Origin of the sequence: Brevibacterium sp. FAM 27836 (assembly GCF_051351055.1) — a bacterium.
In the GTDB taxonomy this organism is placed as follows: domain Bacteria; phylum Actinomycetota; class Actinomycetes; order Actinomycetales; family Brevibacteriaceae; genus Brevibacterium.
On the sequence record NZ_CP195711.1, the window covers coordinates 2,465,749 to 2,492,671 of the forward strand.

The 26,923-nt window shown below is 65.3% G+C and carries 29 protein-coding genes and 1 tRNA gene; 19 read left to right on the top strand and 11 right to left on the bottom strand.

Annotation, left to right across the window (positions count from 1 at the left end; genetic code table 11):
• Positions 1 to 2: 2 nt before the first annotated feature.
• Together aroQ and ACSE4D_RS10985 are read left to right on the top strand one after the other, a co-directional pair.
• Positions 3 to 455, top strand: a complete 453-nt coding sequence (gene aroQ / locus ACSE4D_RS10980; protein ID WP_135539975.1) for a type II 3-dehydroquinate dehydratase — start codon at positions 3 to 5, stop codon at positions 453 to 455.
• Positions 452 to 1,312, top strand: a complete 861-nt coding sequence (locus ACSE4D_RS10985; protein WP_425120498.1) for a shikimate dehydrogenase — start codon at positions 452 to 454, stop codon at positions 1,310 to 1,312. The genes aroQ and ACSE4D_RS10985 overlap by 4 nt, the downstream gene beginning before the upstream one ends.
• A gap of 15 nt (positions 1,313 to 1,327) precedes the next feature.
• On the opposite strand, the gene ACSE4D_RS10990 is transcribed toward ACSE4D_RS10985, so the two are convergent.
• The 3 genes from ACSE4D_RS10990 to ACSE4D_RS11000 all read right to left on the bottom strand — a co-directional run bounded on the left by ACSE4D_RS10990 (position 1,328) and on the right by ACSE4D_RS11000 (position 3,706).
• Positions 1,328 to 2,128 carry a DedA family protein gene (locus tag ACSE4D_RS10990; RefSeq protein WP_135539978.1) on the bottom strand — a complete coding sequence of 267 codons (801 nt, stop codon included), beginning with the start codon at positions 2,126 to 2,128 and terminating at the stop codon, positions 1,328 to 1,330.
• An 81-nt stretch (positions 2,129 to 2,209) separates the two neighbouring features.
• The gene (mgrA, locus tag ACSE4D_RS10995; protein WP_135539980.1) at positions 2,210 to 3,250 is read right to left on the bottom strand and encodes an L-glyceraldehyde 3-phosphate reductase; all 1,041 of its coding nucleotides are present in this window, start codon (positions 3,248 to 3,250) and stop codon (positions 2,210 to 2,212) included.
• 135 nt (positions 3,251 to 3,385) lie between these two features.
• Positions 3,386 to 3,706, bottom strand: coding sequence for a 4a-hydroxytetrahydrobiopterin dehydratase (locus ACSE4D_RS11000; protein ID WP_135539982.1), 321 nt, complete (start codon positions 3,704 to 3,706; stop codon positions 3,386 to 3,388).
• A gap of 80 nt (positions 3,707 to 3,786) precedes the next feature.
• On the opposite strand from ACSE4D_RS11000, the gene ACSE4D_RS11005 reads away from it, so the two are divergent.
• The 6 genes from ACSE4D_RS11005 (at position 3,787) to ACSE4D_RS11030 (ending at position 11,178) form a co-directional block, all read left to right on the top strand.
• On the top strand, positions 3,787 to 5,172 hold the full coding sequence (locus ACSE4D_RS11005) for a GntP family permease (protein WP_240689811.1): 1,386 nt from the start codon (positions 3,787 to 3,789) through the stop codon (positions 5,170 to 5,172).
• 333 nt (positions 5,173 to 5,505) lie between these two features.
• The gene (locus ACSE4D_RS11010) at positions 5,506 to 6,342 is read left to right on the top strand and encodes a GntR family transcriptional regulator (RefSeq protein ID WP_135539986.1); all 837 of its coding nucleotides are present in this window, start codon (positions 5,506 to 5,508) and stop codon (positions 6,340 to 6,342) included.
• Positions 6,339 to 7,544: an anhydro-N-acetylmuramic acid kinase gene (locus ACSE4D_RS11015; RefSeq protein ID WP_135539987.1), complete on the top strand. Its 1,206-nt coding sequence runs from the start codon at positions 6,339 to 6,341 to the stop codon at positions 7,542 to 7,544. Before ACSE4D_RS11010 ends, ACSE4D_RS11015 begins: the two co-directional genes overlap by 4 nt.
• Before the next feature lie 96 nt (positions 7,545 to 7,640).
• Positions 7,641 to 9,152, top strand: a complete 1,512-nt coding sequence (locus ACSE4D_RS11020; RefSeq protein ID WP_135539989.1) for a sodium:solute symporter — start codon at positions 7,641 to 7,643, stop codon at positions 9,150 to 9,152.
• The gene (gene murQ, locus ACSE4D_RS11025; RefSeq protein WP_135539991.1) at positions 9,149 to 10,123 is read left to right on the top strand and encodes an N-acetylmuramic acid 6-phosphate etherase; all 975 of its coding nucleotides are present in this window, start codon (positions 9,149 to 9,151) and stop codon (positions 10,121 to 10,123) included. The genes ACSE4D_RS11020 and murQ overlap by 4 nt, the downstream gene beginning before the upstream one ends.
• Positions 10,120 to 11,178, top strand: a complete 1,059-nt coding sequence (locus ACSE4D_RS11030; RefSeq protein ID WP_135539993.1) for a BadF/BadG/BcrA/BcrD ATPase family protein — start codon at positions 10,120 to 10,122, stop codon at positions 11,176 to 11,178. Before murQ ends, ACSE4D_RS11030 begins: the two co-directional genes overlap by 4 nt.
• A gap of 79 nt (positions 11,179 to 11,257) precedes the next feature.
• On the opposite strand, the gene ACSE4D_RS11035 is transcribed toward ACSE4D_RS11030, so the two are convergent.
• A complete protein-coding gene (locus tag ACSE4D_RS11035) occupies positions 11,258 to 11,791 on the bottom strand; it encodes a GNAT family N-acetyltransferase (protein WP_205683345.1) in 534 nt (177 codons plus the stop codon).
• Positions 11,792 to 11,932: 141 nt separating this feature from the next.
• Between ACSE4D_RS11035 and ACSE4D_RS11040 the strand changes: the two genes are divergently transcribed.
• Entirely contained in the window at positions 11,933 to 13,261 is a 1,329-nt protein-coding gene (locus ACSE4D_RS11040) for an FAD-dependent oxidoreductase (protein ID WP_135539995.1), read from the top strand.
• Positions 13,262 to 13,349: 88 nt separating this feature from the next.
• Positions 13,350 to 13,601, top strand: coding sequence for a PspC domain-containing protein (locus ACSE4D_RS11045; protein ID WP_135539996.1), 252 nt, complete (start codon positions 13,350 to 13,352; stop codon positions 13,599 to 13,601).
• A gap of 166 nt (positions 13,602 to 13,767) precedes the next feature.
• On the opposite strand, the gene ACSE4D_RS11050 is transcribed toward ACSE4D_RS11045, so the two are convergent.
• Positions 13,768 to 14,967 (bottom strand): IS110 family transposase, encoded by a 1,200-nt coding sequence (locus ACSE4D_RS11050; RefSeq protein ID WP_135539998.1) that lies wholly within the window; start codon positions 14,965 to 14,967, stop codon positions 13,768 to 13,770.
• Between the two features lie 246 nt (positions 14,968 to 15,213).
• On the opposite strand from ACSE4D_RS11050, the gene ACSE4D_RS11055 reads away from it, so the two are divergent.
• Complete coding sequence (locus tag ACSE4D_RS11055; RefSeq protein ID WP_135540000.1) at positions 15,214 to 15,456, top strand: DUF2249 domain-containing protein; 243 nt, start codon at positions 15,214 to 15,216, stop codon at positions 15,454 to 15,456.
• 40 nt (positions 15,457 to 15,496) lie between these two features.
• Positions 15,497 to 15,730 (top strand): hypothetical protein, encoded by a 234-nt coding sequence (locus tag ACSE4D_RS11060; RefSeq protein ID WP_135540002.1) that lies wholly within the window; start codon positions 15,497 to 15,499, stop codon positions 15,728 to 15,730.
• A 31-nt stretch (positions 15,731 to 15,761) separates the two neighbouring features.
• On the opposite strand, the gene ACSE4D_RS11065 is transcribed toward ACSE4D_RS11060, so the two are convergent.
• Positions 15,762 to 16,235, bottom strand: a complete 474-nt coding sequence (locus tag ACSE4D_RS11065; protein ID WP_135540004.1) for an FABP family protein — start codon at positions 16,233 to 16,235, stop codon at positions 15,762 to 15,764.
• 21 nt (positions 16,236 to 16,256) lie between these two features.
• The gene (locus ACSE4D_RS11070) at positions 16,257 to 16,715 is read right to left on the bottom strand and encodes a YybH family protein (protein ID WP_205683346.1); all 459 of its coding nucleotides are present in this window, start codon (positions 16,713 to 16,715) and stop codon (positions 16,257 to 16,259) included.
• Between the two features lie 303 nt (positions 16,716 to 17,018).
• On the opposite strand from ACSE4D_RS11070, the gene ACSE4D_RS11075 reads away from it, so the two are divergent.
• The gene (locus ACSE4D_RS11075; protein WP_436325946.1) at positions 17,019 to 18,185 is read left to right on the top strand and encodes an IS1249 family transposase; all 1,167 of its coding nucleotides are present in this window, start codon (positions 17,019 to 17,021) and stop codon (positions 18,183 to 18,185) included.
• Between the two features lie 167 nt (positions 18,186 to 18,352).
• Here ACSE4D_RS11075 and ACSE4D_RS11080 read toward each other — a convergent pair.
• Both ACSE4D_RS11080 and ACSE4D_RS11085 read right to left on the bottom strand, forming a co-directional pair.
• Positions 18,353 to 18,425: transfer RNA gene (locus ACSE4D_RS11080), tRNA-Lys, on the bottom strand.
• 114 nt (positions 18,426 to 18,539) lie between these two features.
• Positions 18,540 to 19,478 carry a hypothetical protein gene (locus tag ACSE4D_RS11085; RefSeq protein ID WP_135540010.1) on the bottom strand — a complete coding sequence of 313 codons (939 nt, stop codon included), beginning with the start codon at positions 19,476 to 19,478 and terminating at the stop codon, positions 18,540 to 18,542.
• A 175-nt stretch (positions 19,479 to 19,653) separates the two neighbouring features.
• Here ACSE4D_RS11085 and ACSE4D_RS11090 point away from each other — a divergent pair, with 175 nt between their 5' ends.
• The 3 genes from ACSE4D_RS11090 to ACSE4D_RS11100 all read left to right on the top strand — a co-directional run bounded on the left by ACSE4D_RS11090 (position 19,654) and on the right by ACSE4D_RS11100 (position 22,238).
• Positions 19,654 to 20,241, top strand: a complete 588-nt coding sequence (locus ACSE4D_RS11090) for a hypothetical protein (protein WP_135540012.1) — start codon at positions 19,654 to 19,656, stop codon at positions 20,239 to 20,241.
• Between the two features lie 314 nt (positions 20,242 to 20,555).
• On the top strand, positions 20,556 to 21,221 hold the full coding sequence (locus tag ACSE4D_RS11095) for a DUF47 domain-containing protein (RefSeq protein ID WP_425119858.1): 666 nt from the start codon (positions 20,556 to 20,558) through the stop codon (positions 21,219 to 21,221).
• Between the two features lie 3 nt (positions 21,222 to 21,224).
• The gene (locus tag ACSE4D_RS11100) at positions 21,225 to 22,238 is read left to right on the top strand and encodes an inorganic phosphate transporter (RefSeq protein WP_135540016.1); all 1,014 of its coding nucleotides are present in this window, start codon (positions 21,225 to 21,227) and stop codon (positions 22,236 to 22,238) included.
• 4 nt (positions 22,239 to 22,242) lie between these two features.
• Here the strand turns inward: ACSE4D_RS11100 and ACSE4D_RS11105 are convergent, their stop codons facing one another.
• The gene (locus ACSE4D_RS11105) at positions 22,243 to 22,701 is read right to left on the bottom strand and encodes a DUF4383 domain-containing protein (protein ID WP_240689813.1); all 459 of its coding nucleotides are present in this window, start codon (positions 22,699 to 22,701) and stop codon (positions 22,243 to 22,245) included.
• A 111-nt stretch (positions 22,702 to 22,812) separates the two neighbouring features.
• On the opposite strand from ACSE4D_RS11105, the gene ACSE4D_RS11110 reads away from it, so the two are divergent.
• The 3 genes from ACSE4D_RS11110 to ACSE4D_RS11120 all read left to right on the top strand — a co-directional run bounded on the left by ACSE4D_RS11110 (position 22,813) and on the right by ACSE4D_RS11120 (position 26,067).
• Positions 22,813 to 24,261, top strand: coding sequence for a sensor histidine kinase (locus tag ACSE4D_RS11110; protein ID WP_167854419.1), 1,449 nt, complete (start codon positions 22,813 to 22,815; stop codon positions 24,259 to 24,261).
• Positions 24,246 to 24,848, top strand: coding sequence for a response regulator transcription factor (locus ACSE4D_RS11115; RefSeq protein ID WP_346763087.1), 603 nt, complete (start codon positions 24,246 to 24,248; stop codon positions 24,846 to 24,848). The genes ACSE4D_RS11110 and ACSE4D_RS11115 overlap by 16 nt, the downstream gene beginning before the upstream one ends.
• 121 nt (positions 24,849 to 24,969) lie before the next feature.
• Positions 24,970 to 26,067 carry a hypothetical protein gene (locus ACSE4D_RS11120; RefSeq protein WP_135540020.1) on the top strand — a complete coding sequence of 366 codons (1,098 nt, stop codon included), beginning with the start codon at positions 24,970 to 24,972 and terminating at the stop codon, positions 26,065 to 26,067.
• A 172-nt stretch (positions 26,068 to 26,239) separates the two neighbouring features.
• On the opposite strand, the gene ACSE4D_RS11125 is transcribed toward ACSE4D_RS11120, so the two are convergent.
• Positions 26,240 to 26,833: a dihydrofolate reductase family protein gene (locus ACSE4D_RS11125; protein ID WP_135540022.1), complete on the bottom strand. Its 594-nt coding sequence runs from the start codon at positions 26,831 to 26,833 to the stop codon at positions 26,240 to 26,242.
• Between the last annotated feature and the right edge of the window lie 90 nt (positions 26,834 to 26,923).

The following is a 26,923-nucleotide window of genomic DNA, read 5'->3' on the forward strand; positions in this document are numbered from 1 at the left end:
GCATGCCCGAGATCCTCGTCCTCAACGGACCCAACCTCAACCTCCTCGGCGAACGCGAACCTGAGATCTACGGCCGCACCACCCTGGCCGACATCGAGGAGATGTGCACCGATGCCGCGGCCGAGGCGGGACTGACTACTCGCTGCATCCAGAGCAACCATGAGGGCGGGCTCATCGACGCCGTTCATGAGGCCCGGCACTCCACGGTCGGGGCGATTATCAACGCCGGAGCGTACACGCACACCTCCCTGGCTCTGCACGATGCGCTGAAGTCCTACGATCATCCGATCATCGAGGTGCACCTGAGCAACCCGCATGCGCGGGAAGCCGTGCGCCACCATTCCTTTCTCTCACCCGTGGCCTCAGCCGTCATCGCCGGAGCCGGCGCGAAAGGCTACGTCCACGCGGTGGAGATCCTCATCGACCTCACTCTGAACACGAAAGCGAGACTATGACCGCATCCCTCCTCCTCGGCCTCATCGGCGAAGGCATCTCCGCCTCCCGCACCCCACGGATGCATGAGAACGAAGGCGCCGCCCACTCCATCCCCACGATCTACCGCACCATCGACGTCGCCGAACGTCGCCTTACGAGCGCCACGCTTAACGAACTGCTCACTGCGGCGATCCGACTCGGGTTCAACGGGCTCAACATCACCCACCCGTTCAAGCAGCAGGTCATCGGTCTCCTCGATTCCGTCGATCCGGTCGCGGCGCGCATCGGTTCGGTCAACACCGTCGTCATCGATGAGCAGGGCAGCACGACCGGGTACAACACCGATGTCACGGGTTTCGCCGCCGGATTCCGTGCCGGTTTGGACGGCGCCGACACCGAGGCGGTCGTGCAGATCGGTGCGGGCGGAGCCGGCCGTGCGGTCGGGTTCGCCCTCGCCGAAATCGGGGTGGGTCAGCTCATCATCGCCGATACCGATGTCGACCGGGCCGCGGGCCTGGCCGCGGACATCGGGGAGGCCGCGGATTCTCCGAACCGGGCGCGAGCGATCGGGCTCGATGAGCTGGCGGGGGCGGCCGCCTCGGCGAGGGGGATCGTCAACGCCACCCCGGTGGGGATGAAAGCCTACCCGGGCACGCCCGTCGACACCTCGGTGTTCGGCGCGGATACGTGGGTGGCCGATGTCGTGTACTTCCCCCTCGAGACGCAGCTGCTCGCCGAGGCCAGGGCCAAGGGGTGCCGTACGCTCGACGGCTCGGGGATGGCGGTCAATCAGGCCATCGACGCTTTCGAACTCTTCAGCGGGCAGCAGGCGGATCCGCAGCGCATGCGCGAGACCTTCCTGTCGTTCGGGGCCTGAACCGGCTCCGAACGGTCAGCCCCCGGAGCTGTCGTCGGCAGCCTGCGTCTTCTTCTGTTTGCGGTATTCCTTGGCGAAGCTGAAGACGAAGATGCCGACGATGAGCGCCAGGGTCAGCCACAGCGCGTACTTGTCGATGACCTTGAGGACGTCGACGGCGGTCTCGCCGAGCTGGTAGCCCAGCGCGGTCCAGATGAGGGTGAAGACCACGCAGCCGAGGAGGTCGGCGACGAGGAAGAGGGACAGACGCATCCGCGTCCATCCGGCGGCGAGGTAGACGAGTGTGCCGGGAATGCCCGGGCAGCGGGAGATGACGGTCATGAGGAAGAGCGCCCAGTTCGGGATCTTCTTCAGCTGGTTGATGCGTTTGAGCTGGCGTTCGTTCTGCGCGAAGAGCCGCAGGACCCCGTCACCCCAGCGGCGGCCGGCCAGCCAGAACGCCCAATCGAGTTTCGCCATGCCGATGAATCCGGCGCCGATGACCAGCCACAGCGGGATCTCGCCGACGCGGGCATAGGCGGCCGCGGCGACGATCGAGGTCTTCGCTCCGTTGATGAACTCTTGGGCGACCGGGGCGTGGACGAGCATCCAGGGGCGAAACGGCATGAGCCCGAGATAGATGAGCGGGACGCCGATGATGATGAACAGCAACAGCTTGTCCAGGCCCTGGGCTTTGCCCTTCCAGGGTTTGATCGCGGCCCAGGGGTTCTCCGTGGGAGAGTCTGATGACTCCTGTGCGCTCTCCGATTCCTCTGGCTCTTCGCCACCGTGAGGGATGGGCTCGGCATCCTCACGGGGGATGCGTTCGTCGCTCATCGGGGCTCCTGCCGGTCGTCTGGGAGGTCGGCGCTTACGGTATCACAGGCGGATGAGCCGGTCCGGGTGAGCGCCGGCACGTCACTGCGCGGTGCTGCGGCGGGCATCGCCCCAGATGTCGACGCCGGAGTCGACGGCGTATTCGTCGATTGTCTTGAGCTCCTCGGCGCTCAGGGGCGCTGCGTCGAGGGCCGCGACATTGTGCTCGAGCTGTTCGACCCGGCTGGCCCCGATGACCAGGGAGGACACGCGGTCATCTCGCAGTGCCCAGGCCAGGGCCATCTGGGCCAGGGACTGACCGCGGGCGGTCGCGATGTCGTTGAGAGCCCGGATGCGTGCGAGGTTGTCGGCGTTGAGGAAGCCGTCCCTGAACGACGGGGTGCTCTTTCCCGCCCGTGAATCCTCGGGGACACCGCCGAGGTACTTGTCCGTGAGCAGGCCCTGTGCGAGAGGCGAGAACGCGATGACACCGAGGCCCTCGCCCTCCGTGGTCTCGAGCAGTCCGTCGTCTTCGATCCACCGATTGACCATCGAGTAGGAGGGTTGGTGGATGAGCAGCGGTGTTCCCAGATCCCTGGCGATCTGAGCGGCCCGGGCAGTGTCGGCGGCGGAGTACGAGGAGATGCCGGCGTAGAGCGCACGCCCGGAACGGACTGCCGTGTCGAGGGCGCCGATCGTCTCCTCGAGCGGTGTCGAGGCGTCCGGGCGGTGGGAGTAGAAGATGTCGACGTAGTCGAGCCCGAGCCTGCGCAGCGAAGCATCGAGGCTGGCCAGCAGGTATTTGCGGCTGCCGCCCGGACCGCCGTAGGGGCCGGGGTGCATGCCCCATCCGGCCTTCGTCGAGATGATGAGTTCGTCGCGGTAAGGGAGGAGGTCTTCGCGCAGCAGTCGTCCGAAGTTGGTTTCGGCCGAGCCCGGAGGAGGTCCGTAGTTGTTCGCGAGGTCGAAGTGCGTGATTCCGAGGTCGAAGGCCCGGCGGACGATATCGCGCTGATTCTGGAAGGCGACGTCGTCACCGAAGTTGTGCCACAGCCCCAGTGAGAGTGCGGGCAGGAGGAGCCCGGACCGGCCGACTGGGCGGTAGGTCATCGAGTCGTAGCGGTTCTCGGCGGCTAGGTGCACACGTACTCCTGGGTTTCGCGCGGATGGCTGTATCCCCAGATTAGTACGGACCGCACCCGAAGGCACGGTTCGTACTCGGCCGTACCGTTCGTGGCCCCAGCTTGTCGGTGCCCGGTGCGGTGGCGGTTGCGCCCGTCAGTCCGCGTTCGGGTCCGCCTTCACCCCCGCCGAGGCGGCCAGCTCGCTGATCGTGCCCGCGAGGTCGAGGTCGCGTTCGGTTACGGCATTCGTGTCGTGGCTGGTCAGCTGGATGTCGACGTGGGGGAACGTCAGGGTGATGTCGGGATGGTGGCCGGCATCCTCGGCGGCTGCGCCGATCTTATTGATGAGGTCGAGGCCGGTCGCAAAATCACCGGTGAGCAGTCGAGTGCTGATCGTGTCATTCCGAGCCTGCCAGTCGGCCAGACCATTGTTGTTGAGGGCGGCAGTCAGGTTCTGTCCGGTATATGCAGTCATGGCTTCATGCTAGGGACTTCACGGTCCCGCGTGAACCCCTTGTGTCTGACTCCCGTAGGCCGGGGCGTAACGTTGCGCCAGTGATTGGCTCAACCGCATACCTCGTGACGCTTCTCTTCGCGTCGATCGCGCTTCTCATCCTCCTCATCAACTGGAAGACGAAGCTGCATCCGTTCCTCGCCCTCCTCATCACCTCTGCGGTGACGGCGCTTGCGGCCGGAGAGGAGGTCGGCAAGATCCCGGAAACGATCGTCGCCGGAGCCGGGGACACCCTCGGCGAGACCGGTGTCGTTGTCGCCCTCGGCGCGATGCTCGGTCGGCTCCTGGCCGACAGCGGCGCCATCCAGCGGATCGCAAACCTCGTCATCGAGCACTCCTCACCGAGGGTCGCCCCGTGGATCATGACGGGGGTCGCCTTCATCATCGGTATCCCGATGTTCTTCGAGGTCGGCCTCGTCGTTCTCATTCCGGTCATCTATGCGGTCGCGTCCCAGCTGGAGAAGAAGACCGGCCAGAAGAAGCTGTGGTACCTGCGGATCCTCGTCCCCGCTATCGCCGCTCTCGCCTGCCTCCACGGCATGGTCCCGCCCCACCCGGGACCGCTCATCGCCGTGTCCGGACTGGGCGCAAACGTCGGAACGACGATCGGACTCGGCCTCGTCTGTGCGATTCCCACCGTCATCCTCGCCGGCCCGGTGTACGCCCGCTGGATCGCCCCGCGCGTCAAGCTCGAACCGACCGCCGACCTCATCGACCAATACACCGGAGCCCGCGCCGAGGTGGACTCACGGGAGCTGCGAACGATCCCCATCTGGCTCGCTTTCGTCACCGTCCTCGTCCCCGTCGTCCTCATGCTCGTGCACACCGTGGTGCAGCTCGTGGCGCCGGAATCGTCCTTCGAACCCGTCGCCGAGGTCATCGGCAACCCGGTCATCGCCATGCTGGCAGGAGTCATCTTCGCCGCGATTGCGCTCGGGTGGACCTCGGGCATGGGCGGAGAGCGGATCCGCAGCTCCTTCGGCGGCAGTCTCAAATCAATCGCCGGAGTCATTCTCATCATCGGCGGAGGTGGTGCCTTCAATGAGGTGCTCAAGGATTCGGGAATCGGCGACGCCGTCGTCGGTGCGACCTCTCACCTGGAGATGAACCTCATCCTGCTCGGCTGGTTCATCGGCATCCTGCTGTCGTTCGCCACAGGATCGGCGACTGTGGGAATCACCTCGGCGACCGGCATCGTCGCACCTCTCATCGGTGATCACTCCGGGGCATACGTGTCTCTGGTCGTCATCGCGATCGGTTCGGGCTCGATCGGCCTGAACTGGGTCAACCATGCGGGATTCTGGTTCGTCAAGGAGAGCTTCGGCATGACGATCGGCCAAGCGACGAAGACTCACATGATGGTCCAGACCCTCGTCAGCGTCTTCGGGCTGATCTTCGCCTTCCTGCTCTCGCTCCTCTTCGTCTGACCGCCGTCAGGGAGCCACCGTCGGGCACTCAGAATCCGCCGCCCAAGGCATCCCTCAGGCGGAAAGTGCGTCAGGTAGCGCGAAGCTCGAAAAAGTCGTCGCCAGTGAGAACTTTTTCGAGCTTCGCGTTACTTGAGAGGTGCGTGCACGGAATTTACGTGAGTGGTGACAGGCGGAACGCCCAGCCGCGCCGCGCGCCGCCCGGCCCGGCCTCACCCAGTTCCGCTTCGGCTGGGTTCACCGCGTCGCGTGCTGCGCGGCTCCGTCGGCTCTGCGGCACAAAATAGACCAGTGGTCTTGAATTCAGTGTGTGACCTGTGACTCAATGGTGGGGTGACGAAGTTCCACTCCATCCGGGATCAGCTCCTCGACCGCCTCGAAGAGATGGTCGCTGGCGAACAGTTCCCGCCCGAACGCCAGCTCGCCGAGACGCTGGGCATCTCACGGATGACCCTGCGCCGGGCGATCGACGAACTTGTGGCCAAAGGCGTCGTGAGGCGTCGGCACGGCACCGGGGTCTTCGCCCTCGGCCCGAAGCTCGACCAACCGCTGGCCGCGAGTTCCTTCACCGAGGACATGCTCGCCCGCGGGATGCGACCGGGCTCCCGTGTGCTCAGCTTCGACACCGCTGCGGCCGGAGCGCACATCGCCCGCAGGCTCCACCTCGATGCCGGCGAGGAGGTCGTGGCGATCGTGCGCCTGCGGCTGGCCGACGAGGAGCCGATCGCCCTCGAAGAGCTCCATGTCCCGTCCTCCCTGGTGCCGGGGCTGTGCGCCGAGGACCTGGAGAACAGTTCGTTCTACGTATTGCTTCGCGAGCGCTTCGGCATCAGCCTCAACCACAGCGTGCAGACGATCGAACCGACTCTTCTCGACGCTGCCGAGGCCAAGCATCTCGGCGTGGACGAACTCTCCGCCGCGCTGCTGTTCGAACGCACCTCCCGCGGCTCGGGCGATGTGCCCTTCGAGTTCGTCAGGTCCGTCTACCGCGGTGATCGCTACAAAGTCCGCACCGAACTCACCGTCCCCGACCGCACATCCGTCGTTTCGGGACCAACCGACACCGAAACCGACCATGTGAACCCCGACTACACACCCGTCGGTTCGGGACCGACAGACAACAAATCCGACCACGCGAACCCCGACCACACGGGAGACGACCAGCCATGATCATCGCCGGACTCATGACCGGAACCTCCGCCGACGGCCTCGACCTCGTCATCGCCGAGTTCCTGCCCGACCCCACCGTCGGCTCCGACCTCGTCGGCGCGGACCCGAGCACTCTGGACGTGCGCATCCTCGCTGAACGCGAAACCCCGTTCGACGAGGAGCTCGGCGCCGACATCCTCCGCCTCCTGCAGCCGGCCGACATTCCCCTGTCCCTGGTCAGCAGCGTCGACGCTCGGCTCGGACGCTTCTCCGCCGAGGCTCTGTCCGAACTCTGCGCCGAGCACGACCTGCGCCCCGACCTCGTCGTCTCCCACGGGCAGACGGTCCGGCACGACATCAGCGACGGGCACGTCACCTCGACCCTCCAACTCGGGCAGCCGGCCTTCATCGCTGAGAGGCTCGGCGTTCCCGTGCTCTCCGACGTGCGTTCCCGCGATGTCGCCGCCGGCGGTCAGGGCGCTCCGCTCGTCGGGATGCTCGACTCCCTGCTGCTGGCCGATGCCGCTGCTGCCACCGCGGTGCTCAACCTCGGAGGGATCGCGAACATCACCGTCGCTGCCCCCGGTCAGGACCCCATCGCCTTCGACACGGGACCGGCCAACGCGCTCATCGACGTCCTCGCCCGCCACATCACCGACGGCACGCAGAACTGCGACCGGGACGGCGCGCTCGCCGCTTCGGGCACCGTCGATGAGGCGCTGCTGAGCGACTTCCTCACCGAGCCCTACTACGGGCTCCCGGCCCCGAAATCGACGGGCAAGGAACTCTTCCACGCCGTCTACCTCGACTCCTTCCTCGACGCCCACCCTCACCTCGGCGAGCGTGATCAGATCGCCACGGTCACTGCGCTGAGCGCGCGCACCATCGCCGAGGCGTGCCGACGTCACGACGTCACCACCGTCATCGCCTCCGGGGGTGGGACGAGGAACCCGGAGCTCATGCGCCTCCTCGGCGAGGAACTGGGTGCAGGGGTCGAACTCACGAGCACCGACGTCGCCTTCGGGCTGCCCGAAGGCAGCAAGGAGGCTCTGCTCATGGCACTCATCGGGTGGCTGAGCTGGCACGGCCTCGACGGCACCGAACCGAGCCTGACCGGGGCGACCGGCCCGCGCATCGCCGGGCGATTCACCCCCGGGTCCGGGCCGCTGCGCCTGCCCGAGCCGCTCCACCGACGACCGATCCGGCTGAGACTGACCGACTGAGACTGACCGACTGATCAGGCGTCCCATCCAGCAGCGCATTCCACCCCGACCACAACACGACCCACCCGATCCACCCCCTCTATCAAGGAGAGACCAATGCAGATCATCGACCTCCTGGTGATCATCGCCTATCTCGTCGCAACGGCGTGGCTGGGACTGGCGTTGAGCGGAAAGCAGAGCAACCTCAAAGGCTACTTCCTCGGCGGCCGCGACCTGCCGTGGTGGGCGGTGTGCATGTCCGTCGTCGCCACCGAGACCAGTGCCCTGACGGTCATCGGCATTCCGGTCATGAGCTACCTCGGCGACCTCAACTATCTGCAGCTGGGCTTCGGCTACATCCTCGGCCGCGTCATCGTCGCCTTCTTCATGCTTCCGCGCTACTACGACGGTGAGATGGTCACCGCCTACGCCTACCTCGGCAAGCGCTTCGGCACCTCGACCCAGACGACGGCGGGTGTGACCTTCCTCTTCACCCGTCTCCTCGCCGACGGCATCCGGGTGCTCGCCTGCGCCATCCCCGTCAAGGTCATCCTCGACGGGCTCGGCATCCACACGAACTACTTCGTCATCATCGTCGTCCTGTCCGTGGTCACGATCGCCTACACCTTCATCGGCGGCATCAAGGCCGTGGTCTGGGTCGATGTCGCACAGATGTTCCTCTACGTCATCGGCGGTCTGCTCACGATCGTCGTCATCTCTGCGGCGGTGGGCGGCAGCTGGCTCACCGACGCGATCGACGCGGGCAAGCTCAACGTCTTCGTCTTCGAAGGCAACCCGCTCTCCGCGGACACGTCGTTCATCCCCTCCTTCCTCGGCGGTGCTGTCTTCGCGATGGCCTCCCACGGCTCGGACCAGCTCATCGTCCAGCGTCTGCTCTCCTGCCGGTCGAAGCTCGAGGCGCAGAAGGCCCTCATCTGGTCCGGTGTCGTGGTCGTCGTCCAGTTCGCCGTCTTCCTTGCCGTCGGACTCGCTCTCTGGGCCTACTACAACCACGCGCTGCCCGCCGATCTCGGTCTGACCCGCGACGACGAGATCTTCCCCCGATTCATCATCGAAGGCCTGCCCACGGGAGTCTCGGGGCTGCTGCTGGCCGGCATCCTCGCCGCCGCGATGTCGACGCTGTCCTCCTCGCTCTCGGCACTGTCGTCCTCGACCGTCAACGACGTCTATGCGAAGCTCAAGCGCACCCCGATGACCGATGAGCAGGGCTTCACGGTCGGGCGCTGGGCGACGATCGGTTGGGGTGTGGCCTTTATCCTTCCGGCCACCGTGTTCCAATCCGATGAGGGCAACATCGTCATCCTCGCCCTCGGCATCGCCGGCATCACGTACGGCGGTCTGCTCGGCGCGTTCGTCTTCGGCATCGTCAACAAGCGGGCCCGGGCCGTGGACGCGAACATCGCATTCGCTCTGGCCGTGGCCGTCAACGCGTTCTTCTTCGTCATGGAGAAGTACGTCACCGGTGAGGTGTGGGTGGCGTGGCAGTGGTATCCGCTGCTCGGCGTCCTCGTCACCTTCGTCGTCGGCGGCCTGCTCGGCCTGCGTCACAAGACGCGGGTCGTCGAAGAGTCCACCATCGCCGAGGCGGAAGGAAGCAACCGTCCATGACCTCCTCCCAGCGTCGGCTCTCGCCGACCGAGCAGCGCAATCCCGCGAGCTCCGGACTCGACGACCTCGACACCCTCGGGGTGCTGCAGGTGCTCAATTCCGAAGACCGCGCGGTCATCGACGCGGTCGCCGCGGCCCTGCCCCAGTTGGCCGAGCTCGTCGACATTGCGGCAGAGCGCCTGTGCCGAGGCGGTCGTGTCCACTACTTCGGCGCCGGTACGTCGGGTCGGCTCGGTGTCCTCGACGCGAGCGAGCTCCTGCCGACGTTCAACCTCGAACCCGGCCGGGTCATCGGGCACATTGCCGGCGGCCGGGCGGCCCTGGTCAACGCGGTGGAGAACGCCGAGGACTCCGAGGCCGACGGACGCGCAGTCGGGACCGAACTCGGACCCGATGACGTGGCGATCGGCATTGCCGCCAGCGGGTCGACGCCCTACGTGGGCGGGGCACTCGACGCGGCTCGGACCGCGGGCGCGCACACGGTGCTCATCTCGAACAACCCGTATGCCTCCCTGGCCGACAAAGCCGAGGACCACATCGTGCTGGACACCGGGCCCGAGGTGATCACGGGATCGACGCGGCTCAAGGCCGGTACCGCGCAGAAGCTCACCCTCAACGGGTTCTCGACCGCGCTCATGGTCGCGTTGGGGCGGACGTGGGACAACCTCATGGTCTCGGTCGTCGCGACGAACGAGAAGCTGCGCGAACGCACCGTCCGCATCCTTCGGGAGGCCGCTGACCTCGACGAAGCGGAAGCGAGGTCGCTGCTGGAACGCTGCGACGGCGATCTCAAGACCGCCATCGTCGTCTCCTTCACCGAGGCGGCCCCCGCTCGGGCGGCTTCGACACTGGAGTCCCATGATGGTTCGGTCAGAGCCGCGATCACCGAACTCGTCGGGACGAGCACATCGTCCGAAGCCGGTGACAGCTCCGGACCGGACAACGCCGGCCCGGGTACCGTGGGCGCATGACCCTGATCCTCGGCATCGACATCGGCGGCACCGGCAGTCGCGCCGCGCTCGGCGAGGTCGATGAAGCGGGCTCTGCCCCACGCGTCATCGATCAACTCACCGGCCCGCGGATCGAGATCGGGCCGAGCGGCAGCAACGTTCTTCATGTCGTCCGGGAACTTGTGAGAACGGCGTCGGAGACGTGGACTGACCGCTTCTGCGAGGTGGGCGGCATCGGCATCGGTGCGACCGGCATCGCCTCTCTTGCCGAGGATCCGTCCGATGTCCTGGCGGAGATCTCAGCCGACCGCTGTGTGCCTGCGGTCGCAGCCATTGACGCAGTCACCGCCCAGCTCGGAGCGCTCGGCGGGAGCGGTGGTGCGATCACTGTGCTCGGAACAGGGGCGATTGCCATCTCCCATCCGGGCCCGGACGAGACAGGTAACTGGTCTGCCGACTGGTCGCGAGCCGACGGCTGGGGCCACCTCTTCGGCGATCGCGGGGGAGGAGCGTGGCTGGGACGTCATGGTCTCGAACTCGCTCTGCGCACTCACGACGGAATCGACGAACACGGGCGCACACTGCTCGAGGCGGCCACCCGAAGATTCGGTTCTCCCGCCACGTGGCCGAGCCAGTTCTATACGCGCAGCGACCGAGCCGGGCTGCTCGCCGAATTCGCCGTCGACATCGCCGACTGTGCTTGCTCCGGCGACGCGGCATCTGCCGATCTGCTCCGCGAGGCGGGGAGAGAAGCCGCCCGCAGCGCGCTCGCCGTGGCACGCGCCGCCGACTCCGGTGGCCGATCATTCCCGATTGGCGAGGGCAGCACATCCAGTGCTCCCGTATTCTCGCTGCACGGCCGGACTGCCGATTCGCCGATCCGCATCGCGCTCACCGGGGGACTCGCGGCCGCCGGCGGCCGCCTCGTCGAGGGATTCCGCACCGAAGCAGCACGTCTGCACCCGAACGTCACCATCCTCGAGCCCGCCGGCGGGCCGCTTGATGGCGCACTCACGCTCGGCCGCCTCGGTGCCGGTGGGAAGCTGAGTGCACAGGAACGGACCGTCTGGACCTGACAGGGCCTCAGGTAACGCGAAACTCGAAAAAGACGTCGCTGGAGACGACTTTTTCGAGTTTCGCGTTACCTGAAGCGAATCAAGCCCGTCCCGGCCGCACCATCCGCACCTCGCGGACGCCGTCGTACTCGTCGGTCTTGACGGTTCCATCGGCGACGAACCCGTTCTTTGCATAGAACGCTTGGGCCCGGGGGTTCGGGTCGGCCACCCACAGAGCCGTTGTTGCAGAGGGGTCGAGGACGGCGTCGAGGAGGTCCTGCCCGACACCCGTTCCGTGTACGGATCGATAGGCATAGAGGACGTAGAGGTGCCGATCCTCGGGGCGAAGCGCCTCGGTGCCTCCGCCGGCGGGTTCGCCATCGTTTTGCGGGGGACCGGACATGGCGATGCCGACGATCTCACCGTCGTGCTCGGCTGCCGCGCAGATAAACGCAGATGGGGCCGCCTCGGTGAGGATGTTGGTCCACATCTGCCGCCGTCGATCGATGAAGTCGGGGGCGTCGAGCAGCTTGTCGGGCATGATCCCGCGGTAGGTCTCGAGCCACGTGTCGACATGGACGCGCGCCATGGCGGCGGCATCGGCGGGGACGGGGCGTCGGACAGTGGGAGCCATGACTGGATGTTACCTGAGGGCACAGGCTGCCGGAGTGCGCTTCGGCGTAGCGGTCCCGCAGACCGACGCCCGAGACCTATACCCAGCAGCAGCCCCGAGGTCTACTCTGGACACTGGAACCAACCAGCGGAGGAGGGTGTCATGGCCGACACCGAACACGCAGACTGCATCATCGCCGGAGGTGGTCCGGCCGGCGTCGTCGCAGGGCTTCTGCTTGCCCGCGGCGGGGTGAAGGTCATGGTGATCGAGAAGCACACCGACTTCTTCCGCGACTTCCGCGGCGACACCATCCATCCCTCAACCCTGCGGCTGCTCGACGAGCTCGGACTCTACCGCGAGTTCGCCCGCATCGCTCACCGCCGCGTCGAAGGCGTGACACTCACCGGACGAGACGGCAACGATGTCCTCCTCGCCGACTTCACCCGCCTCGACCTGCCCCACCCGTTCATGACGATCGCACCCCAGTGGGACTTCCTCAACCTGCTCGCGAAGGCCGGGGAAGCCGAACCGAACTTCGACCTGCGGATGGGGGTCGAGGCCACCTCGTTGATCTGGGACGGCGATCGTGTGGTCGGTCTGCGTGCGCGCAGCACCGCCGCCGAGGCGGTGCCTCCGACCGAGGCCGGCACCATCCCGACAGAGGGAGCCGCCGCGAGACCATCTGATATCGCCCAGGCAGGGCCGTTCGAGTTCCGGGCCCCGCTCGTCATCGCCGCCGACGGCCGGTGGTCGAAGGCCCGCGCCGAGGCGGGGCTGTCCGTGCGTGAGCTGTCGTCGACGATCGACGTGTGGTGGTTCCGCATCGACACCGAGGCGGATCTGCCCGACTCCGTGGCCCCGCGAGGTGGCGACGGCAAGGTCTTCGTTGCGATCCCGCGCAGAGGTCATGTCCAGATCGCCCGCATCATCCCGAAGGGTGCCGACGCCAGACTCCGCGCCGAGGGCATCGAGGCGCTGCGCGACGCCGTCGCCGAGACCTACCCGCAGCTTGCCGGGGACGTCGGCGCCGTCGAACTCGACGATGTGAAGCTTCTCGACGTTCGCCGGAACGAGGCCAGGCGATGGTTCGCCGAGGGGCTGCTGTGCATCGGCGATTCGGCGCACGCGATGAGTCCGCTCGGGGGAGTCGGGGTCAACCTCGCGGTGCAAGACGGAGTCGCCGTCGCCCGGGTGCTCGCAGAACCGCTGCGCTCAGGAACGGTCAGCCCGGCGGATCTGCGACGTCTCCAGCTCAGACGGCTGCCGACCACCCGTGCCGTCGAAATTCTGCAGTCGGGCATCCACCGGATGGTCGAACCCGCCGTCCACGGTCGGCGCCCCATCCGCCCACCTGCACCGATCGAGTGGCTGCTCACGACTTTTCCCGCACTCACGCGCGTGCCGGCGAGAATCCTCGGTGTCGGCATCACGCCCGAGCACGCCCCGGACTTCGCTCGGCGTGAGGAACCGGCCTTCGAGGGAGCACGATGACCGAGGACCGCGGACTCCGGTTTCCCTCACTCTGCTTCGACGGTCAGCACCAGTGCCTCAGCACATACGGGTCCGTAGAGTCTCAGGTATGAACTCAATCTTCGACTCCATCCGCAAAGTCAGTTTCCGACGCGGGCCCGACCGCATCCTCGGTGGTATCGCCGGGGGCCTCGCCGAGGTGACCGGCATCAATGTCTGGCTCATGCGCCTCATCGTCCTCGCGTCGTTCCTGCTCCCCGTGCTGGGAATCGGTGCCTACCTCGTCGCATGGATCCTCACCCCGTGGCAGGACGATTCGATCCCGCTTCAGCAGGTCTTCGGCGGCCCTTCGATTCGCTGACATCTCATTACCTGATTCGGTGAGTGTGTCTGCGAACGTGCAGTTCAGGCCGGGTACCGACGATGTGGGTTGCGCTAGCATAATAAACACGGAATGGTACCGTGAAAAATGCAAAGTGAAGTCCCACGCGTGACGAAGGAGAATCTCAATGAAGTTGTCAAGTGCTTCACCCCGGTATCGGGGAGATTCCTTGACCGAACATTGTGCGGTCTCGCAGCATCGCCCAGAGCACGTTGATGCGTCGGCGTGCCAGGGCGAGGATCGCTTGTTTGTGGTTCTTGCCTTCAGCCCGTTGTCGGTCGTAGAACGCCTTCGATACCGGGCACCATCGCGATGCCACTTGCGCGGCGAGGTAGCAGGCCCGCAGCAGTCTGCGGTCGTAGCGTTTCGGTCGGTGGTGGTTACCGCTGATGCGCCCCGAGTCCCGGGGCGCTGGCGCCAGGCCCGCGACTCCGGCCAATCGGTTCGCGCTGTCGAACTGGTCGATTCCGCCCCCGGTCGCGGCGGTGAATTCTGCGCCCAGGAGGGGTCCGAATCCGGGCATCGACAGCAGGATCTCGGCATCAGCATGCTCACGGAACCGGTCCTCGATGCGGTTCTCGATACCGGTGATGTCATCAGCCAGTCGCAGGATCTCAGCAGCGAGACGAGCCACGATCATCGCACCCGCGTCCTGGCCGGGCACCGTGGTGTGCTGCTTATCGGCGACCTCGACGGCGATGTCAGCGACTCGGGCAGCCGACCTGGCTCCACGCTTCTTCAACCACGCGGTGAGGCGTTTGACGCCCATGCGGCGGATCGCCGCTGGGGTCTGGTATCCGGTGAGCAGGAGCAGGGCAGCCTGCGAAGTCGAGTAGTCGAACGCGGCTTCCAGGGCGGGGAAAAACTCACCGAGGCTGGCACGCATCCGGTTGATCGCCCGCGTTTTGTCGCAGGCCAGGTCGGTACGGTGAGCGGTGAGCAGTCGCAGTTCGGTCGCGATGTCATCGCCAAGTCGGATGGGTTGCAAGTCGCGGCGCATCCGGGCCTTGTCGGCGATGATTCCGGCGTCTTTAGCGTCGGTTTTCCCGTCGCCGCGGTAGGTGCGGGCAGCGTTGTAGACGGTGCGCCCGGGAATATAGAGCAGCGTCTGCCTGTGCGAGGCCATGAGCGCGATGAACAGCGCGGCTCCTCCCCGGTTGAGGTCAGTCGCCCACGTCACCGAACCCGAGGGATCGGTGAGGGTGTTGACCTCGTCGATGAGGTTCGTGATGACGGTTTCGTCGTTGGTGATCTTCTGCGACAGAAGCCTGTTGCCGTCGGTGTCGATGACGACGCAGTGATGGTGGGACTTGCCGGCGTCGATGCCGGCGAACAGGTCGGCCATAACGGTTCCTTTCGTAAGTGTGGACGTGTTCCACCCCGTGTTCAACAGCCACGCCGTCGTGTCCTTACACAGCGATCGTGTCGCGTTTCTCAATCAGCGGTCGAGCCGTTGCGGGATGCGAGGTGGCCAATCTCCTTCGACCATGCATCAAGCGGGTAACACCTGACAGCCATGCCCCGCATCCCCGGAGTGGTCGGAAACTTACCACTGCTCCCAATCCACATATAAGAAAGGTAAGGAACTGCCATGAGCAAGGAGATCGAACTGGATGTGCGAGCTGAGGTTCCTGCACGCCGTCACGAGCTGATCTTCGAGACGTACAACAACCTTGCGGTCGGCGATGCATTCGTACTCGTCAACGACCATGACCCGAAGCCTCTGTATTACCAATTCGCCGCCGAACAGGCTGGGAAGTTCACCTGGGACGCGATCGAGGAGGGCCCGGAACGCTGGCAGGTGCGCATCGGTCGGACCGAACCGACTGCGTGACCGCATGCAGGCAGATTTGACGGCAGCAGACGCTGACGAGTTGGTCGCTTCACTGACTGCCGTATTGGCGAAGAGCCTGCGGGCGTTGGGCAAAGCCGGTCAACCCAATGAAGCCAGCCGTCTGGCTGCCACCGGTTGGTCGGTGCTGCGGCACAGACACCCACGCGAGGCCGAGAAGATCAACGGAACGATGCACTATCTCGCGCGGCTGCCCGGGTCGCCGACTTCAAGCGAACTGGCGCAGGCCGATTCGCACTCGACCACGGAGAACTGAATACACGCAAGATCGGCTGAGTCGCGCAGGCTCAGCCGATCCTGTGCATCTGCGAGGCCAGATGGTGTCTCATGGGCACGCCTACGGCGGCCATGGCGAAGCTGGTCGTGAGGGCGTCTGCGGACAGTACGATTCGCCGCGTGGTCGACTCGACGTGCTTTGCCGAACTCGCGCAGTTGACCTGGGAACGCAGCTCGCAGGTGAAGCCATCGGCCGTCACGGTCAGCGGGCCTTCGGCGAGTTCGGTTTGTCCGGTCGGCTGGGCAAGCACGAATTCCACCTGTGAAGCGTCGACGATCCGCAGGTAGCCGGTCTCTGTGTGCATCGGCGCTCCGGCTGGTGACCAGGTCTTCTGCACATAGTGGAGGAACGGTTTGCCGACGTCGGTGAACGTCGCTTCTTCTGCGTAGTCGAATGGTTCGATCGTCGGATACTCGCCGTGGCCTTCACCACGCCAGGTTCCGAGAAGACCCGAGACGACCTCGAGTCCGGGATGCAGTGTCATGGCTCTTTCCTTCGGGTCCGGTCAGTCGGAGGTTCGCTTCTTGTAGTGGATCGCGCTGCGACCTTCGGGCAGATTGATGTGCGTCTGTGCGCTGGGTTCGATATCTGTGTTCTGCGCCGTGACGGCGATCCACCCGTCCTTGCTGCGTTCGAGCACGAAGGTGAATACTCCGCGGCGGTCACCGGCCGGCTCTCCAGCGGGTGTGACCTGGCCCGTGAGGTGCCATCCGGCTTGGACGACTGCTGCATCGGTGCCGACGAGGCGAGTTCTCGGTTCGTCCATGCTGATCCGTGAGTTCGGGAAGATGTGGGCGAAGCCGAATGCGTGTGCGTCGCGGATGTTCGCTCGGTCGTGCCACCAGAGGCCCACCACGTTGACGAACTCGGCGTCTTCAGCGAACAGATCAGCCAGATCATCGGCATCGGCTCGGTTCCACGCGTCTTCCCATCCGGTGACGACGTCTTCCGGAGTCTTCAGCATGGACATCCTTCCTATCTGCGGTGATCAACGTGAGCCGGGACCGGTGGCTTTCGGCGCGAATGCGAACGCGGGTGCGAACGAAGTCATCTCCCAATTACACCAGCAGGGTCGTGGGACCGCGGTTCCAGGACGAATGTGGGCGCGTCGAGGAATATCCAAATGGAGCCCAGTCTCGAAGCGACAGGCGTGGCCCGCCGACCCGGTGGAAGAGGGTTATAGGCCAAAATGTGTGTACAGGATGGCCTGCTTGCCCAGTAGCCAGTAGGGCAAGACTGGATTGAACATGCTCTGCAACCATGTTCAGTGCCCAATCCCAGAAATCACCCCGTCTGTGGTGTATGTGCAAACAAGCTCGTCAAGAATGGCAAAACCGGTGCCGGACGCACCAGGTGGCGGTGCAAACACTGCGGCTGTTCAGCGATTCAGAAGCGCACCGATTCGGCGAAGAAGGCAGACTTCAACAGCTTCATCGCATGGTTGACCAGCACGCAGCCACGAGGCGATTTCGCTTCCAGCACTCGTACCTTCACGCGAAAGATTCAATGGTGCTGGAACGTAACCCCCAGGGTGGTCCTGACAGGCGAGATCCATGACCAGATCATGCTCGACGGCACCTACTTCAACGGTTGGTGCGTGCTCATCGCCTACACCGGCACTCACGTCATCGACTGGCAATGGTGCGACCAGGAGAAGAACGCGTCCTGGACAGCCCTCATCAGCCGCATCCCCGCCCCGGTGGCTGCGATCGTCGATGGCAACGGACCATTGACGACAACGATCAAGCGACTCTGGCCGACCACCCGTATCCAACGGTGTCACTTCCACATCCGACAGGCCGCACATCGGTACCTGACCATGCGGCCTGTCCTGCCGGCGAACAAGGAACTCCTCGGCCTGTTCAAGATGCTGCCGAAGGTCACCAGCCTCGACGAAGCCGCGAAGTGGACAGGCGCATTCACGTCCTGGGAAGCGAAATGGGAGTCGTTCCTCAAACACCGCACCCAGGTGCGGTCAGGAACACCCCGACCGGCACACGTGAAGCCGGGACAGCGCTGGTGGTACACGCATCTTCGGACCCGTCGAGCCCACAACCTGCTGACAGGACTCCTCCGCGACCGGCAACTGTTCACGTGGCTAGAACTAGCCGAAGACGACTACACGATCGCGAAGACTACGAACCCATTAGAGGGCGGCCCGAACAAAGCGATCAAGGACTTCCTCCGAGCCCATCGAGGACTGAACATCGATCATGCCCGCCGAGGAGTCGACTGGCTGTTGTATCTGCGCACCGAGGCACCCAAGGACCCGTGGTCGTTCGTTACTCCACGAGCGTGGACACCACCGCGCAGCGTCCCGAACGTGGTGAAACCCGACACGGGCCGAGAGGAGACGAATCTCCTCTACGGGACGGGATTCAGCCTCGAGGATGGCAATGGGATCCAGAAGGGCTGGGGCGGCAGAACCCGGTGAGAACCAGCATCGACACGCCCTGCCCATACACACATTTTGGCCTATAACCCGTGGAAGATTTCGTGCGTGAGAGTGAGGGCGAGCTGACATCGCACTCAAATGACAGTCGGCGGTTCGGATGAACCGAACCGCCGACCTCAGCACCCGTTCTGACCTGGGGCAGGGGGTGGGCCCCGTGGGGATCGAACCCACGACCCACGGATTAAAAGTCCGTTGCTCTACCAACTGAGCTAGAGGCCCCGTCCCAACTCGACTGATCGGCAGAGCCGGAACACGACAGTTGGAGACTCAATAATATTAGAGGTACGTGACCCCATTACTCAAACCAGAGGACGCGGTCGAACACCGCTTCCCTCATTTCTCCAGCTCGGGTCGATCCGGGCCGGTGTAGGTCTGAGGCAATGAGTCCGGAGAGGACAGATCCTCGTCCGCAGCCTCGTCGATGACCGAGCTCTCAATGGCCTTGTTCTTCTTGAGCTTCCCGAGCAGCGCGGAGACGTTCTTGAGGCTAGCGAGCAGCCTGCGGTCCTTCTTCGGGGCGACGTATTCGGGGTCGGTTTCGATGGGGAAGATCGTCGGAGCTGCACCGAAGGCTTCCTTCGACTCCGCGGCCACCTTCCGTGCCATCTGCGCATTCACGACGGCTCCGATGACGGCACCGATTCCGAACGGCAGCAGCCGGCCGACGAAGGAGCCGCCTGCGCGGGCGGCGAATTTGCGGATGAAGGTCTTCCGCAGCTTGCGCACGAGCAGGTCGACCAGCGGACCGGGCAGCTGCTTGGTCACGGTGGCGCCCCAGCTGCCGAACATGGATTCGACTCCGCCGTTCTGCTTGCTGAACCGCTGCACGAGGTTCTTCCCGTCCTTGCCCAGCATGAGGCCGAGCACGAGAGCGTTCGCCCGCTTGGCATCGGCCACGGGCAGTCCGTGGATCTCCGAGATCGCTTGGGCGAACAGCGCCGTGCCTTCGAGGAATCCGGCGGTCTCCGCACTGGCCACGCCGAGGGCGGCCGTGGTTCCCAGGCCCGGCACGGCGGCGGTCGCGCCCACCGCTGCGCCGCCCGAAGTCGTCAGAGTCAGGTAGTGCCTGCGAATGATCGCGATGAGTTCCTCGGGCGTCGCTTCCGGATGCTTCCGGCGCAGACTGCGCACATAAGCCAGGGCGACGGGCCGTTGCACGGACAGCAGACGCGACAACATCGACTGGGCGCGAGGATTGAGGGTGCCGTCCTCATTGACTGCGAGCTTCGCCGCCTTGTCGAGGCCCTTCTTCGCCACGGATGATTTTGCCACGAGAGTTCCTCCTCGTATCGGTCACTCGCGACTGCGGGTCGCAGACACGAATCACCAGCAAGTTTAATAGCCGCCACTGTGAGCTCGGGGAGCGAACCCTGACCGTCGGACAAAAGCCCGGCTGTGATCTGGGTCCTGGTCACCGCGCACGCCGGCGGACTAGACTGCCTTGACGATGACACAGCGACCCTTCCACCGCCCCGTTCCCCTCGCCGACCTCGACTCCGTCGGTGCCTCCGACGATCCTGTAGCCCGGTCCGAAACCTCGCACGCGACCGCCGCGCTGCTGCTCGGCGACGCCGACGGCAACCGCGACGAGGCAGCCACCCGACGGTTCATCGAACTCGCCGACGACATCGGTTTCGAAATCATCGCCGAGATGTGGTCGGCTGCCCCAGCCGTCTCAGCGCCCGGCGCCCTGTGGCGTCTCTACGCATTGCGCGAATGGATCACGTCTGCACCCCGCGACCTGTCCGAGATGTTCGCCGACGGACAGCGCAGAGTCACTGACGGCATCGGATACGACGAGATCCTCGCCGGCGTCGAACTGCCCGCCGGCCCTGATGAGGTGGCGCGGGCGATCGACGAGATCCTCGCCGGAGCTTTCCGCGGCGACGTCGTCATCGCCTTGCTGCGCGCCGCCGCGTTCGTCGCCATCTGTGCCGCCGGCACGGACGACAACGACGTCAGCGCTCGACTGAGCCGACTCTCCCAGGATCTCTCCGACGCGGCCGTCGCTCACCGCCGAGGCGGCCTCGACTGACCGTGTGAACACGAACCCAGCCCCGCCGAGGCTACCCAGTCCGGCCGCGCCGACGCGCCCCCGGTCCGGCCGGCGCCCGGCCCCGGCCCTGCCGATATTCCCACGTGCCCCCGAAGTCAACTGTGAGATTCTCAACGAACCAACAGCCGCCTCGGCGGTGGACTCATGCGTGTGAACGAGTATCGTAGGGGGTGGCCTTCGGGCCACCGGACGCTGGATCGCTGAAGCCCCGGGCTCCAAATTCAGCCGCTTCGAGCGGCCTTCCGCCGAGAGGCGCTCTCGGTTCAGCGTCCGGCACATATCATTGAGGCATCATGCATATTCGTCCGGCTCGTCCGGGCCCCGGGCAGGAGGAGCGCATGCGGCTCAAGCGAGTACCGCAGGACACTGTCTTCTATGAGCGGCTGTCCGCTCTCGTCTCACAGATGCGGCAATGCAACTTGGTGCTCGCCGAACTCTCCGGCATCGAAATCAGCGAACGTCGCGACGTGGCCGATCGTCTCCGCGAGATCGGGGACAGAGCCGATGAGGACATGGGCGCGATGCTGCGGGCGCTGCGCGAGAACTACATCACTCCATTCGACCGCAATGACCTCTACCTGCTCAGCCACCACATGCGCGACATCTGCCACCGTCTGCACGGGGTCGGATTCGTCCTCGCTTCGGAAGCCTTCGACCCGTTGCCGTCCGGCGTGCCCGAGACCTTGGCGGTGCTGTCGAACCAGACCGACCACACCTCGCGGATGATCACCCGCATGCCGGGCAAACTCGACCAGTGGGACTACGTCGACGCGATCAACCGGCTGACCTACCAAGTCGAGACCCTGCAGTGGCGGATGTCGGATGCGGTGCCGAACTCCAAACGCGGACTCACGTACATGGCGGCCGTGTCCCAGCTCGGGCAGGCATTCGTCCGGGCCGCTCACGGGTTCACGGAGCTCGGCAAGGTCGTCGCGGCCATCGCGATCAAGGAGTCGTAGTCCGTGGAGCTGCTTTTGGTGGCCGTCATCGTCGCCGGGGTGATCTTCGCCGGCTCGAACGGCTTCCATGACGCTGCGCTGACGATCGGCAATGCCGTCGTCGGTCGGGCCCTCAACCCGAAGTGGGCACTGGGCCTGGCCGTGGTCTTCAACTTCATCGGGGCGCTGCTCGGCGAGGGCATCGCCATCGTCGTGGCGAACCAGATCGTGCTCTTCTCCGGTTCCGCCGACCTCATTCTCACCTGTCTGCTCGTCGCGTTCGTGGCCGCGACGATCTGGAGTCTCTTCACCTACTTCCTGGCGCTGCCGGTGTCCTCGACGCACTGTCTCATCGGCGGACTGCTCGGTGCCGGAATCGTGTTCGGTTTCTCCGTCAACACCGGTGAGGCGATGGACTCCGTCGTGTGGCCGCTGCTGCTCTCACCCGTTCTCGGGTTCATCCTCGCGTGGGCGTTGACCCTCGTGCTGTCGAAGTTCCTCGCCTCCGTTCCGCCGAAACCGCTGTTTCGCGGCGCGCGCATGGTCGACTCAGTGCTCACGGCATCCCTGTCGCTCGTCCACGGAGTCCAGGATGCGCAGAAGGTCGCGGCCCTGGTCATGGTCGGCATCCTCGCGGTCGAGGCCACCCCGCACGACGGCCTGTCCATCGTCGAGATCTCTTGGCCCGTGCGCCTCCTCATTGCCGCGGCCCTGGCACTGGGCACCGGGCTGAGCGGGTGGCGGGTGGTCCAGACCCTGTCAGTGCGGATGGTCCGGCTCGATCCGCTGAAATCCGCCATCGCCGATGGTGCCGCCTCGATCCTCATGTACACCGCGGCTCTGGTCATGCGCGTGCCCGTGTCGCTGACCTTCGTCCTGGGCTCGTCGATCCTCGGCACCCAATACGCCGGACGCAAGGGCCACGCCCGAGCCCGCTACTTCCTGCCGATGTTCGGCGTGTGGCTGCTGACGATCCCGGCCGCAGCGCTGTTGGCGCTGGGCCTGGGAGGGATCGTCAAAGCGGCTGCAGGAATCTGAAGGATCAGACTCGAGGCTTGCGACCGAAGACGATCCCGGTCGTGATCATGGCCGCCGCGAGGACGAAGTGCAGCCAGTTGTCGGCGGTGTTGAGCCCGACGAAGTTGCCCATCGACTCCATCGGAATCACCATTCCGTAGATCCACAGCACCGCATAGATGATGCCGCCGATGATGAGGTAGTTCTTCGCCAGTGCACGCGAGCGGAGCCCGAGCATTCCGACGAGTCCGAACAGCAGATGGACGATGTTGTGGAGCACCGTGACCTGGAAGAGACCGAGCAGCGCCGCATCCGTATGATGTCCGGCGAAGCTGATCGAACCGAGGTTCGCGGTGATGCCCGGGACGAATCCGAGGATGCCCACGAGCAGGAACACGGCGCCGAAGAGCCCCGAGACCATCTGCACCTGCGAACGCGTGCTGTGTGAGGCTGCGGGCGACTGTGATGACATCGAGATATTCATGACGATCCTTTCTCAAAGGTGACTGGTATCGATGGTTCGGAGCCGATGCCGATTCGGATGGCTGCTGCGCGCAGAATCGTCGTGTCAGTCCGTCGCTGTAGTCTGGTGGCGATGGGAGCTTGGGCGGTGAAGCTGTGGCGCAGACTGCTGGTCCTTCTGATCGGCGGGGTCGTCGCCGTGCCCTATATCGCGGTGATCATCTGGGTCGTCACCGCGTGGAACGAGGCCAGCGACCGGTCCCTGGCCCTGGGCATCTTCGTCTTCGGCATCATCGTCTTCATCCTGTTGTGCATTCCCGCGTTCCTGGCAGTGATCCGCGCGCTCGAGCGGACCCTGGCCGAGCAGCTCCTCGAACTGTCCATCCCCACCCCGCCGAGGCGGCCGACCGCCTCCGACCGAGTCCGCGGTGCCCTGTTCTACTTCGGCCACGCTTTTGCCGGCGCACTGCTCCTCCTCACCGTGGTTGTTGTCATCCCCTCCGCTTCGCTGATGACCGCCGATCCGCAGCAGGCCTCGGAACTGTCGAACGGGCTCCTCGGCATTGCGGGTTCCACCGGCGGGCCAACGGGCGGAGGCGGGGATTCGTCGGCCGGCCCGTGGACCGAGCCCGCCGTCGTTCTGCCCGCCGGACTCATCCAGATCCTGGCGCCCTTGGTTCTTCTCCTCCTCGCTGCCTTCATCATCACCGAGGGCTATTTCCTGCCGCACTATGCACAGATCCTGCTCGGCCCCTCTGCAGCTGACCGGGCTGCGCTAGCCGGGGCCGATCGCGTCCGTCGTTTCCGCCGCACCGTCCTCGCCCGTGAGGTCCACGATTCGATCGGCCATGCCCTGACCGTCATGACGATGCAGGCAGCGGTGGCCAAGCGTGCCCTGCACCACGATGAGAAACTCGCCGAGGCGGCCGTCGACGAGATCGCTCGCACCGGCCGTGACGCCGTGGCTGAGTTGGATCATGTGCTCGCGCTGCTGCGCGCGGAGGCAGATGCCGAAGGCACTGTGAGCGAGATCGAAGACTTGGTGGGCGGCGCCGGCGCCATCGCCGGCACCGAGGCTGATGTCGGAGGGATCGCGGACGACGGTGACAGCGGAAGTGCGCGGCCGCCTCGGCCAACGATGCTCGACATCACCCGCTTGGCCGAAGAAGCCCGCTCCATCGGGCACCCCACCCGGCTGACCATCAGCGGGGACGCCGCCGGACTGCCCACGGCGGTGGTCCGCGAACTCCACCGGATCGTGCGTGAAGCGGTGACGAACTCGCTGCGGCATGCGACGACGCCGGGCCTCGACGTGACCATCGACTTCGGCGCGGACTGCGTGCAGGTGGTTGCGCGCAATGCCGGCGGGGCCACCGGCCCCGTGTTCGGCACGGTCAGCGAGGGCAGGTCCGATCTGAAGGGGGCGGCCGCCTCGGCGAGGGAATCACGGGGACTCGTGGGCATCGGCGAAAGAGCTGCGCTGTTCGGTGGGAACGCGGCCTGGGGAGTCGATGGCGGACAATGGGTTCTGCAGGTGAGGCTGCCGTATTCGGAGGGACAGGTGCCATGGCCATCAGAGTGATCCTCATCGACGATGAGCCGCTCGTTCGCGCGGGACTGGCCGCGATCATCGACTCCGATCCGGGGCTCGAAGTGGTCGGGGAAGGCGGCGATGGGGCGGAGGCGGTGGATCTCGTGACTCGGCTGCGTCCCGACGTCGTCGTCATGGATGTGCACATGCCCCGACTCGACGGGTTGGAGGCCACGCGGCTGCTCGTGGACCGGCAGGAGTCGCCCCGGGTGCTCATCCTCACGACCTTCAACAGCGATGATTACGTCTTCGAGGCCTTGCGTGTGGGAGCCGACGGCTTCGTCCTCAAACGCGCTCAGCCGGACGAGCTGATCAGAGCGGTGCATACCGTGGCAGGGGGAGAGGCGCTGCTCTATCCGCAGAGGATCCGGGACATGGCGGCACGGTCGGTCCGACACGTCGACCTGGTGAGTTCGGCTCAGCTGAGCAGCCGGGAACAGGAGGTTCTCACCCTGATGGCGCGGGGGATGAGCAACGCCGAGATCGCCGTTGAGATGTTCCTCGGGGCGGAGACGGTCAAGACTACGTCAGTTCGCTGTTGTCGAAGCTCGGCGCGAGAGATCGGACGCAGGCGGTGATCCTGGCCTTCGAATCGGGATTCATCACGCACTGAGCCCGAATCGGACTTCACCCGCTCGGGGACGGGGTTCACCCTTGTGGGGGAGACCGTGGCAGGTCTGCGGGGGCGAATGTGGAGGCATGACACAGAAACAGCTCCACCACACAGTCCATCATCCATCACAACCCGCACTCGTCGCTGTTCGGGCGGGACTTGCGGCCACCTCGGCGTGGTCGCTCTTCCTCTTCGTCATGGCGGTCCTCTGGGGACTGGGAACCGTCGGCGCACCGCTGGCCGGATCCGAAGACGGGGCGTTCACCTCGGCAATCGCCTCGCTCCCGACATCGGTCATGGCCGGCGTCGTCGGCTTCGTCGCTCTGCTGAGCTTCGTCCTCTCTGCGGTTCCGCTCACCGTGGCCCGTGTGCGGGAACAACTGAGCGAACATTCCGCGGTCCGGGCCCTCGGGATCGTCGCACTCGCGATCACCGCAGTCATCACCGTCTTCTTCACCGATACCCTGCTGCTGGCCTACCTCGGCTATACGCTCAGCCTGCAGTTCCCGCCGATCCCGGCTCCAGTGATCTGGCAGGCGATCATGCTCATCGGTCCGGTGCTGTGGCTCGTCGTCTGGGCCGTCGCCGAACGGTCGCGTCGGGTAGGGCTGAGCAGGGGCAGTGACCGGCATCCGGCCGGAGATGCCGGTGCGGTCGACGGGCCTTCGCCTGCCGAAGGAAGCGGTTCGACCGCGGTCTCGACCAGTGCGAAGGTCGCAGTCGGTGTGGCCGTCGTCGTTCCGGGTTTCTACGCACTGACTCGGATTCTCTGGGCGTTCGGAATTCCGGTCGGTCTGAGCCAAGGCCTCTTCGACGAAGGGCAGCGCGTGGGGCTCTGGCATTCGGGTCTGGCGCTCGCCCTCGCCGCGGTGGCAGGCATCCTGCTCACACTCGGGCTCGTGCAGAAGTGGGGAGAACGGCTGCCTGCGTGGCTCGGTCCTTTGGGCGGGAGACGGGTGCCGATCACTCTTGCGACGATTCCTGCGACGGTCGTGTCGTTGGCGATCTTCACCGGCGGAGTCGGCCTGGTGTGCACAGCCTTCTCAGGCATGCCCGAAGTCTTCGCCGACAGCTGGTGGGCGACGATCGGGCCGACGCTGCTCTTCCCGGTCTGGGCCGTGGCCCTCGGCTGGGCGACCTTTGCCTATCGGGAACGCCGACTGACCGCCGAAGCTCGGAACTGATAGCCGAAGTACAGACGTGACAGCCGAACAGCGAGTGCTCACCACGGCCGATGAGGCGGACGGGAATCGTCCGCCTCATCGGCCGTCGAGCTGCGCCCAAGAGATGCCGGTTCACTTGACCCAGCCCGTCTGTCGAGGCTGCCTCGTCGGACTGCGCCCCTCTAGGTGCCGTTCAGCCGGACTGCCCGCCCGTAGGACCGGCGGTCAGTCCGGCGAATGGTCCGTATGTGACCAGCAGATTGCCTTTGCTGGTGCGCTGCACGTCTTTGAATGCCAATCGAGTTGTCGTGCCTCCCTCGAAGAGCGAGCGTCCGCTGCCGGCGACAACCGGATGGACGGCCAGCGTCAGTTCGTCGATGAGCTCGGCTTCGACGAGTTGACGGACCACTGACATCGACCCTTCGACGGCGATTTTGCCGCCGTCGGTGCCTTTGAGTTCACGGACGAAGTCGACGAGGTCTCCTTGGATGAGCGTGGAGTTCTCCCATCGGAGGTCCGCCTGCGACAGAGTCCTCGAGGCGACGTGCTTGGGCGTCGCGTTGATGAAGTCGGCGAACGGTGCGTCTTCGCCTTCGGTGTGGTTCGGCCAGTAGTTCTCCCACTCCGAATAGGTGACACGGCCGAGGATGCAGTCGTCAACTCCACCGATGGCCGTGTTCATCCACTGTCCCACCTCCTCGTCGAAGGAGTCGAACTGGAATTTGAACGGGTCCGATGCGATGCCGTCGAGCGATTGGAACAGTGCGGCGATGACAGTGCGGCTCATGATGATCTCCTCATCGAGTGTCGTGTGGGCCGAGCATGATGCATTAAATGTCAGTTCAAAAAGTAAACTGCAGTTTCAATAGTGAACTAT

Bases quoted from the DNA above. Each gene is read 5' to 3' on its own strand.
- aroQ (WP_135539975.1), top strand. From the start codon at position 3: ATGCCCGAGATCCTCGTCCTCAACGGACCCAACCTCAACCTCCTCGGC.
- ACSE4D_RS10985 (WP_425120498.1), top strand. From the start codon at position 452: ATGACCGCATCCCTCCTCCTCGGCCTCATCGGCGAAGGCATCTCCGCC.
- ACSE4D_RS10990 (WP_135539978.1), bottom strand. From the start codon at position 2,128: ATGAGCGACGAACGCATCCCCCGTGAGGATGCCGAGCCCATCCCTCAC.
- ACSE4D_RS11000 (WP_135539982.1), bottom strand. From the start codon at position 3,706: ATGACTGCATATACCGGACAGAACCTGACTGCCGCCCTCAACAACAAT.
- ACSE4D_RS11015 (WP_135539987.1), top strand. From the start codon at position 6,339: ATGATCATCGCCGGACTCATGACCGGAACCTCCGCCGACGGCCTCGAC.
- ACSE4D_RS11020 (WP_135539989.1), top strand. From the start codon at position 7,641: ATGCAGATCATCGACCTCCTGGTGATCATCGCCTATCTCGTCGCAACG.
- murQ (WP_135539991.1), top strand. From the start codon at position 9,149: ATGACCTCCTCCCAGCGTCGGCTCTCGCCGACCGAGCAGCGCAATCCC.
- ACSE4D_RS11030 (WP_135539993.1), top strand. From the start codon at position 10,120: ATGACCCTGATCCTCGGCATCGACATCGGCGGCACCGGCAGTCGCGCC.
- ACSE4D_RS11035 (WP_205683345.1), bottom strand. From the start codon at position 11,791: ATGGCTCCCACTGTCCGACGCCCCGTCCCCGCCGATGCCGCCGCCATG.
- ACSE4D_RS11040 (WP_135539995.1), top strand. From the start codon at position 11,933: ATGGCCGACACCGAACACGCAGACTGCATCATCGCCGGAGGTGGTCCG.
- ACSE4D_RS11045 (WP_135539996.1), top strand. From the start codon at position 13,350: ATGAACTCAATCTTCGACTCCATCCGCAAAGTCAGTTTCCGACGCGGG.
- ACSE4D_RS11050 (WP_135539998.1), bottom strand. From the start codon at position 14,967: ATGGCCGACCTGTTCGCCGGCATCGACGCCGGCAAGTCCCACCATCAC.
- ACSE4D_RS11055 (WP_135540000.1), top strand. From the start codon at position 15,214: ATGAGCAAGGAGATCGAACTGGATGTGCGAGCTGAGGTTCCTGCACGC.
- ACSE4D_RS11065 (WP_135540004.1), bottom strand. From the start codon at position 16,235: ATGACACTGCATCCCGGACTCGAGGTCGTCTCGGGTCTTCTCGGAACC.
- ACSE4D_RS11070 (WP_205683346.1), bottom strand. From the start codon at position 16,715: ATGCTGAAGACTCCGGAAGACGTCGTCACCGGATGGGAAGACGCGTGG.
- ACSE4D_RS11090 (WP_135540012.1), top strand. From the start codon at position 19,654: ATGACACAGCGACCCTTCCACCGCCCCGTTCCCCTCGCCGACCTCGAC.
- ACSE4D_RS11095 (WP_425119858.1), top strand. From the start codon at position 20,556: ATGCATATTCGTCCGGCTCGTCCGGGCCCCGGGCAGGAGGAGCGCATG.
- ACSE4D_RS11105 (WP_240689813.1), bottom strand. From the start codon at position 22,701: ATGAATATCTCGATGTCATCACAGTCGCCCGCAGCCTCACACAGCACG.
- ACSE4D_RS11110 (WP_167854419.1), top strand. From the start codon at position 22,813: ATGGGAGCTTGGGCGGTGAAGCTGTGGCGCAGACTGCTGGTCCTTCTG.
- ACSE4D_RS11115 (WP_346763087.1), top strand. From the start codon at position 24,246: ATGGCCATCAGAGTGATCCTCATCGACGATGAGCCGCTCGTTCGCGCG.
- ACSE4D_RS11120 (WP_135540020.1), top strand. From the start codon at position 24,970: ATGACACAGAAACAGCTCCACCACACAGTCCATCATCCATCACAACCC.
- ACSE4D_RS11125 (WP_135540022.1), bottom strand. From the start codon at position 26,833: ATGAGCCGCACTGTCATCGCCGCACTGTTCCAATCGCTCGACGGCATC.